Below are 7,790 nucleotides of genomic sequence, written 5' to 3'. Positions count from 1 at the left end.
GGGGGGGGGGGGGGGGCGCCTTGCCGAGCCGGTCCCGCTCGATGATGTCCGCCGCGATCCGCTCCGCGAAGACCAGGCCCTCCAGCAGCGAGTTCGACGCGAGCCGGTTCGCGCCGTGGACGCCGGTGCACGCGGCCTCGCCGCAGGCGTACAGGCCCGACACCGAGGTGTGGCCGCGCAGGTCGGTGCGCACGCCGCCGGAGGCGTAGTGCGCGGCCGGGGCGACCGGGATCAGCTCGGTGACCGGGTCGATGCCGTGGGAGCGGCAGGAGGCGAGGATGGTCGGGAAGCGCTCCTCCCACATCGCCGCGCCGAAGTGACGGCCGTCGAGGAACATGTGCTCCGCGCCGGTCTCGTGCATGCGGCGCATGATGCCCTTGGCGACGATGTCGCGGGGGGCGAGCTCGGCGAGCTCGTGCTGGCCGACCATGAAGCGGACGCCGTCCGCGTCGACGAGGTGCGCGCCCTCGCCGCGGACCGCCTCGGAGATCAGCGGCTGCTGGCCCTCCGCGTCCGGGCCGAGCCACAGCACCGTCGGGTGGAACTGCACGAACTCCAGGTCCGCGACCTCCGCGCCGGCACGCAGCGCGAGCGCCACGCCGTCGCCGGTGGAGACGGCCGGGTTGGTGGTGGCGGAGAAGACCTGGCCGAGGCCGCCGGTGGCGAGGACGACGGCCCGCGCGTGGACCGCGCCGACGCCGTCGCGCTGGCCCTCGCCCATGACGTGCAGGGTCAGACCCGCCGTGCGGCCCTTCGCGTCCGTCAGCAGGTCCAGCACCAGGGCGTGCTCGATCAGTTCGAGGTCGTCGTCGGTGCGGACGGCCTCGACCAGGGCGCGCGATATCTCCGCGCCGGTCGCGTCCCCGCCCGCGTGGGCGATACGACGGCGGTGGTGGCCGCCCTCGCGGGTGAGCAGGATCTCGCCCTCGTCGTCCTGGTCGAAGGTCGCTCCGGTGGCGATCAGGCGGCGGACCGCGCCCGGGCCCTCGGTGACGAGCATCCGCACCGCCTCCTCGTCGCACAGGCCCGCGCCCGCGACGAGGGTGTCCTCCAGGTGCTGCTCGGGGGTGTCGCCCTCGCCGAGCGCGGCGGCGATGCCGCCCTGTGCCCAGCGGGTCGAGCCGTCGTCGAGCATCGCCTTGGTGACGACCAGCACGCGCAGGCCCGCCTCACGCACCCGCAGGGCCGTGGTGAGCCCGGCGACGCCGGAGCCGACGACGACGACGTCGGTCGTCTTCGTCCAGCCCGGCGCGGGGGCGGCGAGTCTGCGCGCTGAGGGGCTGGGCACTTGGGCGGTGCTGCTCATTCGTGACTCCGTACAGCGAGGGCGGGGGCCGCGACGATCGCGTCTCCCCGCGTCAGGCCGCTGCCCTCTGGAGCAGCGGCGGCGTCCGCGCCGGTGTGCGTGATCCGGTTGTCGCGGTCGACGAAGACGATACGCGGCTCGAACAAGCGCGCCTCGGCGTCCTCCATCTGACCGTAGGCGATGAGGATCACCAGGTCACCGGGGTGGACCAGGCGGGCCGCCGCACCGTTGATGCCGATCACGCCGGTGCCGCGCTCCCCGGCGATGGTGTAGGTCTCCAGACGCGCGCCGTTGTCGATGTCGACGATGTGGACCAGCTCGCCGGGCAGGATGTCGGCGGCGTCGAGCAGGTCCTCGTCCACGGTGACCGAGCCGACGTAGTGCAGGTCGGCCTGGGTGACGGTGGCCCGGTGGATCTTGGACTTGAGCATCGTGCGGATCATTGGCTGGTCACGTCTCCTTGGGGGAAGTACATGCCGTGGGCGCTGACGGGCGTCAGAACCGGATGCGGACGTTGTCGATGAGGCGGGTGGCCCCCACCTTGGCGGCGACGGCCAGGACCGCCTCGCCGGTGAAGTCCTCCCGGTCGATCTCCGTGAAGTCGGACGGGTCGATCAGGCCGAGGTAGTCGAGAGCGATGGTGCTTCCCGCCCCCTCGAGAACGCCTGAGGCCGCCTTCTTCACCGCCGACGGGGCCGCGCTGGCCGCGCGGGCGTCCCGCCCGGCGAACAGCGCGTGGGAGAGCGCGAGGGCGCGCTCCCGCTCCTCGGCGGAGAGGAAGCGGTTGCGGCTGGACAGCGCCAGACCGTCCGCCTCGCGGACGGTCGGCACGCCCGCGATCTCCACCGGGAAGTTCAGGTCGGCGACCATGCGCCGGATCAGGGCCAGCTGCTGGCCGTCCTTCTCGCCGAAGAACGCCACGTCCGGCGCGGTGAGGTGGAGCAGCTTGGCGACGACGGTCAGCATCCCGTCGAAGTGGCCCGGGCGCGAGGCGCCCTCGTAGCCGGTGCCCATCGGTCCGGCGGACAGCCGTACCTGCGGCTCGCCGCCGGGGTAGACCTCGTCCACGCCCGGGGCGAAGACCACGTCGGCGCCCGCCTCGCCGGCCAGCAACAGGTCGGCGTCGAGGGTGCGCGGGTAGCGGTCCAGGTCCTCGCCCGCGCCGAACTGGAGCGGGTTGACGAAGACGGTGACGACGACCGTGCCCTCCGCCCCGGCGCGCTCGCGCGCGGCGCGGACCAGGGCGGCGTGGCCCTCGTGCAGCGCGCCCATCGTCATCACGACGGCGCGCGGGCCCGCGGCGGCGGCGCCGCGCCGGGTTTCGAGCTCGCGCTTGGTGTGCACCAGGACGGTCATCGGTCGTTCTCCTCGGCGAGGGCGTCCAGCAGGGCCAAGGCGGCCTCCGGCTTCAGCGTTCCGACCGCCAGCGCGCGGTCCGCGGTGGCCCGGGCCATGGCCCGGTAGGCCTCCAGCAGCTGCGGCGTGGTGCCGCGCAGCTGCTCGATGTGGGTGCGGACGGTGCCCGCGTCACCCCGGGCCACGGGCCCGGTGAGCGCCAGGTCCCCGGCGCGAAGGGTGTTGTCGAGCGCCGCGCCGAGCAGCGGGCCCAGCATCCGGCCCGGCTCGGCGACGCCGGCCAGCGCCAGCAGCTCCATCGCCTGCGCGACCAGGGTGACCAGGTGGTTCGAGCCGTGGGCGAGGGCCGTGTGGTAGAGCGGGCGCCGCTCCTCGGGGATCCACTCGGGTTCGCCGCCCATCTCCACGACCAGCGCCTCGGCCACCGGCCGCAGCTCCTCCGGCGCGGTCACCCCGAACGGGCAGCCCGCGAGGCGGGCGATGTCGACGGAGGTGCCGGTGAAGGTCATCGCCGGGTGCAGGGCGAGGGGCAGCGCCCCGGCCCGGGTGGCGGGCTCCAGCACGGAGACGCCCTTGGCACCGGAGGTGTGCACCAGGATCTGACCCGCGCGCACCGCGCCGGTCGCGGCGAGACCGGCGACCAGGTCCTCCAGCGCGTCGTCCGGGACGGTCAGCAGCACGAGATCGGCGGCGGCCAGCACCTGCGGCGGCGTGACCAGCCGGACGCCCGGCAGCAGCGCGTCCGCGCGGCGCCGCGACGCGAGGGAGACGCCGGAGGCGGCGACGACCTTGTGGCCGGCGTACTGCAGGGCCGCGCCGAGGGCCGGGCCGACGCGCCCGGTGCCGACGACGCCGACGGCGAGGCGTCCGGGCCGGTTGTCCGGCGCGGTGGGGTCGGGATCGCCGAAGGCGGGCAGCCCGAGGTCGTCCATGGTGCGGTTTCCGTTCCAGTCCTACGCAGGTACCAGACGTTCCCGGACAGTTTACGGCGCGGACGCGAGCCGATGCTGTGGCGCGGACCACGCTCGGCCAGCGGGGAAGTTGCACCGCCCAGGGACGCGAGGCTCTGCCGATATGCGGCTCCGCCGCGTGGGCGCGACAGGCCACCCGGGGCAGCAGGATCCCGAGCGGACAGGGCCGTCCCTCTCGGGAGGTTTCTCGCGCCCCCGGGAAGCTACTCCTCGGCCTTCGGGTGCTCGTTGTACGCCCCGGCCAGCGGCTGCGCGCTCATCGCGTGGATCGCCTCCATGATCTCGTCCGTGATCGCACGGCGGACCGGGCCGACCGGGGTGACGCCGATGCGGTCGGAGAAGTCCAGGGGCTTGCCGAACTGCACCGTGATCCGGCGCAGCCGGGGCATCAGCTTGCCGACCGGCTGGATCCGCTCGGTGCCCGTCAGGGCGACCGGGACGACCGGCGCGCCGGAGGCCAGCGCGAGCCAGGCGACGCCCGTGCGGCCCTTGTAGAGGCGGCCGTCGCGCGAACGCGTGCCCTCCGGGTAGATGCCGAACGCACCGCCCTCCTGGAGGACGGCCAGGCCCGCGTCCAACGCGGCCTGCGCCGCGCGGTGGGTGCCGCGTTCGACCGGGATGGAGCCCATGGAGGAGAAGAAGACCTTGTTGGCCCTGCCCTTGACGCCCGTCCCCGTGAAGTACTCGGCCTTGGCCAGGAACGCCACGGGGCGCGGCGCGACCAGCGGGATGACCGCGCTGTCGATCGCGGCGAGGTGGTTGCTGGCGATGATGACGGGGCCGGTCCTCGGGACGTTCTCGCGGCCGATCACGACCGGGCGGTAGACCGCCCGTGTCATCGGGGACAGCACCAGCTTGGCGAGGGCTTGGGACAAGGTGGCTGCTCCTGAACAGATCGAGCCGCGGACGAACGCAGGGAGGAGGGAGGAAAGAGTGACGGGCGTTGCGGATGCTACGTCATGTCGCCCGCTCGGTGAGCGCACGTCCGGCGACGTACGGGCCCGCGTCTGGGAGGCTGACGTCATGGCAAACGAACACCCCACCGCGTCCGTGCCCCCGTCGGCTGCGCCGCCCGCGGACGGCGCCGAGCGCCGCTTCGCGGCCGTGCGCGGGGCGGAGCGGCTGCTGTCCGGCGTACGACCGCTCAGCATGGGCGAGTGGCTCGCGGACCTCTCCGGGGAGGCGGGCCGGGCCGCGTACGACCTCGACCAGCGGACGGACCTCTACGGCGACGGCGTCGTCGCCGCGCTGGAGGAGCGGGTCGCGGAGTTGCTCGGCACGGAGGCGGCGGCCTACTTCCCGACCGGGACGATGGCCCAGCAGGTCGCGCTGCGCTGCTGGGCCGAGCGCACCGGTAACCAGGTCGTCGCGATGCACCCGCTGGCCCACCCGGAGGTGCACGAACGCCAGGCCTACAGCCAGCTGACGGGCCTGCGCAGCGTCTGGCCGACGCGCGAGCCCCGGCTGCCGAACGCCGACGAGGTGGCCGAGTGCGACGAGCCCTTCGGCACGCTGATGCTGGAGCTGCCGCTGCGCGACGCCGGCTTCGTGCTGCCGAGCTGGGAGGAGCTGACGGCCACCGTCGAGGCGGCGCGCGAGCGGGACGCGGTGGTGCACTTCGACGGCGCCCGGCTGTGGGAGACGACGCCTCACTTCGGCCGCACGCTGCCGGAGATCGCGGAGCTGGCCGACTCGGTGTACGTCTCCTTCTACAAGACCCTGGGCGGGGTCAGCGGCGCCGCGCTCGCGGGGCCCGAGGAGTTCGTCGCGCAGGCGAGGGCGTGGCGGCACCGCTACGGCGGCCAGCTGTACCAGCAGTGGCCGGCCGTGCTCTCCGCCCTCGTCGGGCTGGAGCGCGAGCTGCCGCGGCTGCCCGAGTACGTCGCGCACGCCAAGGTCGTGGCGAAGGCACTGGCCGCGGTGCCGGGCAGCCGGGTGAACCCGGGGGTGCCGCAGACGCACCAGTTCCAGTACCTGCTCCCCTACGCCGCCGACGCGCTGAACGAGACGACGCTGCGTCAGGCCGAGGAGACCGGGAGGGCGTTGTTCCGCGGCTGGCGGGCGACGCCCGTGCCGGGCCTGTCCTTCACGGAGATCACCGTCGCCGCTCCGGCGCTGGAGTGGACTCCGCAGGAGATCGAGGACGCGCTGGGGCAGTTCCTGAAGATGCTCCGCTAGCTCGGCGCGCGGCTGGACGCGAGCGGCTCAGCGCGAGGCCCGGACCAGGCCGGTCTCGTAGGCGAGGACCACGGCCTGGACCCGGTCGCGCAGCTCCAGCTTGGTGAGGATGCGGCCGACGTGCGTCTTGACGGTCGCCTCGGACAGGCCGAGGCGCTCGGCGATCTCGCCGTTGGACAGGCCCTGGGCGACCAGCAGCAGCACCTCGCGCTCGCGGTCGGTCAGCCGCTCCATCTCGGGCGTCAGCTTGGGCTCGGCCGCGGCGGGCAGCACGGTCGTGAAGCGGTCGATCATGCGGCGGGTCGTCGTCGGCGCGACGACGGCCTCGCCGCTGTCGACCGCGCGGATCGCCGCGACGAGCTCGACCGGCGGGACGTCCTTCAGCAGGAAGCCGCTCGCGCCCGCCTTGAGCGCGGAGAAGGCGTACTCGTCCAGGTCGAAGGTGGTCAGGATGAGCACCTTGGGCCGCGAGGCGAGCGGCGTCGCCGGATCGCAGATGCGGCGGGTGGCCTCGACGCCGTCCAGGCGCGGCATCCGCACGTCCATGAGGACGACGTCCGCCTCGACGGCGGAGAGGACCTCCAGTGCCTGCGCGCCGTCGCCGGCCTCGGCGACGATCTCGATGTCGGGCTGGGACTGGAGCACCATGCGGAAGCCGGTGCGCAGCAGCTCCTGGTCGTCGACGAGCATGATCCGGACGGTCACGCGGGCTCTCCTTGCGGTCGTGGGAGGGGTTCGGTCCAGGACGCGGTCGGGTCCAGGAGTCCGGGAAGGTTCTACCGGACGGAGCCGAGCGGCAGCACGGCCTCGATGCGGAAGCCGCCTCCGGCGCGCGGGCCCGCGTCGAGGCTGCCGCCGACCATGCCGACGCGTTCGCGCATCCCGATCAGACCGTGTCCGTAGCCGTCCTCGCCGCCGGCGTGGACGAGCTCGGCGCTGGCGCCGCGGCCGTCGTCCTCGATGACCATGGCGAGGTCGCTGTCCTGGAAGCGGATGCGCACCGTCGCGCTGGCAGCCGGGCCGCCGTGCTTGCGGGCGTTGGTGAGCGCCTCCTGCACGATGCGATAGGCCGTCAGCTCCACGCCGCGCGGCAGCGGGCGCGGGTCGCCCTCGACCAGGAACTCCACCGGCAGGCCGGCGCTGCGCACCTGCTCCAGCAGGTCCGGCAGCTGCTCGACGCCGGGCTGCGGCACGTACTCGCCGGTGGACTCCTCGCTGCGCAGCAGGCCCAGCAGGCGACGCATCTCCGCGAGCGCCTGGCGGCCGGTGGCGGCGATGGTCACGAGCGCCTCCTTGGCCTGCTCCGGCGAGGCGTCCATGACGTAGGAGGCGCCGTCCGCCTGGACGATCATCACCGAGACGTTGTGGGCGACGACGTCGTGCAGCTCGCGGGCGATCCGGGCGCGCTCGGCGGCGACGGCCACCTTGGACTGGGCGTCGCGCTCGCGCTCCAGCCGGGCCGCGCGGTCCTCCAGCTCCAGGTAGTAGGCGCGCCGGATGCTGGTGAACCGGCCGAGCAGCCAGGCAAGCACGAAGGGCGTGGAGGCGATCAGCGAGGCGACCACGTCCTGCGGCCGGACCAGCATGGACGTGTCGGAGAACGCGACGAACGCCAGCGGGCCGGAGACGAAGCCGAGCGCGAGCGCCGCCCGCGAGGTCCACGGCTTGCCGAAGGCGGCGGCGCCGTAGCCGAGGACGAGCAGCGCCAGGTCCGAGGCGTGGATGTTCCGGCCGTAGGCGAGCTGGACGAAGGCCACGGCGACCGCCGCCCACAGCGCGAAGTCCGGGTGGCGCCGTCGGATCGCGACGAGGGTGCAGAGCACGAGGGCCAGCAGCACCTGCCCCATGCTGTCCTGCGTGATCGCCTCGAGCATCGACAGCAGGAACAGCAGCACGGCCCACACGGTGTCGGACACCATCGGGTGGCTGCGGAACCAGCTGTAGAGGAATTGCACGGTTCCAGGTTAGGCAGCGCGCCA

The 7,790-nt window shown here is 73.8% G+C and carries 8 protein-coding genes; 1 reads left to right on the top strand and 7 read right to left on the bottom strand.

Annotated elements, in window-relative coordinates; translation table 11 throughout:
* The 5 genes from TR50_RS26200 to TR50_RS26180 form a co-directional block, all read right to left on the bottom strand.
* Positions 1-1,306: L-aspartate oxidase (locus tag TR50_RS26200; RefSeq protein ID WP_063775148.1), on the bottom strand; the 1,306-nt coding region annotated here is incomplete at its 3' end.
* The gene (gene panD, locus TR50_RS26195; RefSeq protein ID WP_042426904.1) at positions 1,303-1,749 is read right to left on the bottom strand and encodes an aspartate 1-decarboxylase; all 447 of its coding nucleotides are present in this window, start codon (positions 1,747-1,749) and stop codon (positions 1,303-1,305) included. The genes TR50_RS26200 and panD, both read right to left, overlap by 4 nt.
* A gap of 52 nt (positions 1,750-1,801) precedes the next feature.
* On the bottom strand, positions 1,802-2,662 hold the full coding sequence (panC, locus tag TR50_RS26190; RefSeq protein WP_042426902.1) for a pantoate--beta-alanine ligase: 861 nt from the start codon (positions 2,660-2,662) through the stop codon (positions 1,802-1,804).
* Positions 2,659-3,594, bottom strand: a complete 936-nt coding sequence (locus TR50_RS26185) for a Rossmann-like and DUF2520 domain-containing protein (protein ID WP_042426893.1) — start codon at positions 3,592-3,594, stop codon at positions 2,659-2,661. Before TR50_RS26185 ends, panC begins: the two co-directional genes overlap by 4 nt.
* Before the next feature lie 242 nt (positions 3,595-3,836).
* Positions 3,837-4,508, bottom strand: coding sequence for a lysophospholipid acyltransferase family protein (locus TR50_RS26180; protein ID WP_236654598.1), 672 nt, complete (start codon positions 4,506-4,508; stop codon positions 3,837-3,839).
* A gap of 148 nt (positions 4,509-4,656) precedes the next feature.
* Here TR50_RS26180 and TR50_RS26175 point away from each other — a divergent pair, with 148 nt between their 5' ends.
* Positions 4,657-5,811, top strand: coding sequence for a threonine aldolase family protein (locus TR50_RS26175; protein WP_042426889.1), 1,155 nt, complete (start codon positions 4,657-4,659; stop codon positions 5,809-5,811).
* 27 nt (positions 5,812-5,838) lie between these two features.
* Here the strand turns inward: TR50_RS26175 and TR50_RS26170 are convergent, their stop codons facing one another.
* Together TR50_RS26170 and TR50_RS26165 are read right to left on the bottom strand one after the other, a co-directional pair.
* Positions 5,839-6,516 carry a response regulator gene (locus TR50_RS26170; RefSeq protein ID WP_042426886.1) on the bottom strand — a complete coding sequence of 226 codons (678 nt, stop codon included), beginning with the start codon at positions 6,514-6,516 and terminating at the stop codon, positions 5,839-5,841.
* Positions 6,517-6,587: 71 nt separating this feature from the next.
* A complete protein-coding gene (locus tag TR50_RS26165) occupies positions 6,588-7,766 on the bottom strand; it encodes a sensor histidine kinase (RefSeq protein WP_042426883.1) in 1,179 nt (392 codons plus the stop codon).
* Between the last annotated feature and the right edge of the window lie 24 nt (positions 7,767-7,790).

Origin of the sequence: Streptacidiphilus anmyonensis (genome assembly GCF_000787855.1) — a bacterium.
In the GTDB taxonomy this organism is placed as follows: Bacteria; Actinomycetota; Actinomycetes; order Streptomycetales; family Streptomycetaceae; genus Streptacidiphilus; species Streptacidiphilus anmyonensis.
This window is presented reverse-complemented; position numbering and strand designations above follow the sequence as displayed.

Coding starts and splice junctions, on each gene's coding strand:
- panD (WP_042426904.1), bottom strand. CDS start 1,749: ATGATCCGCACGATGCTCAAGTCCAAGATCCACCGGGCCACCGTCACC.
- panC (WP_042426902.1), bottom strand. CDS start 2,662: ATGACCGTCCTGGTGCACACCAAGCGCGAGCTCGAAACCCGGCGCGGC.
- TR50_RS26185 (WP_042426893.1), bottom strand. CDS start 3,594: ATGGACGACCTCGGGCTGCCCGCCTTCGGCGATCCCGACCCCACCGCG.
- TR50_RS26175 (WP_042426889.1), top strand. CDS start 4,657: ATGGCAAACGAACACCCCACCGCGTCCGTGCCCCCGTCGGCTGCGCCG.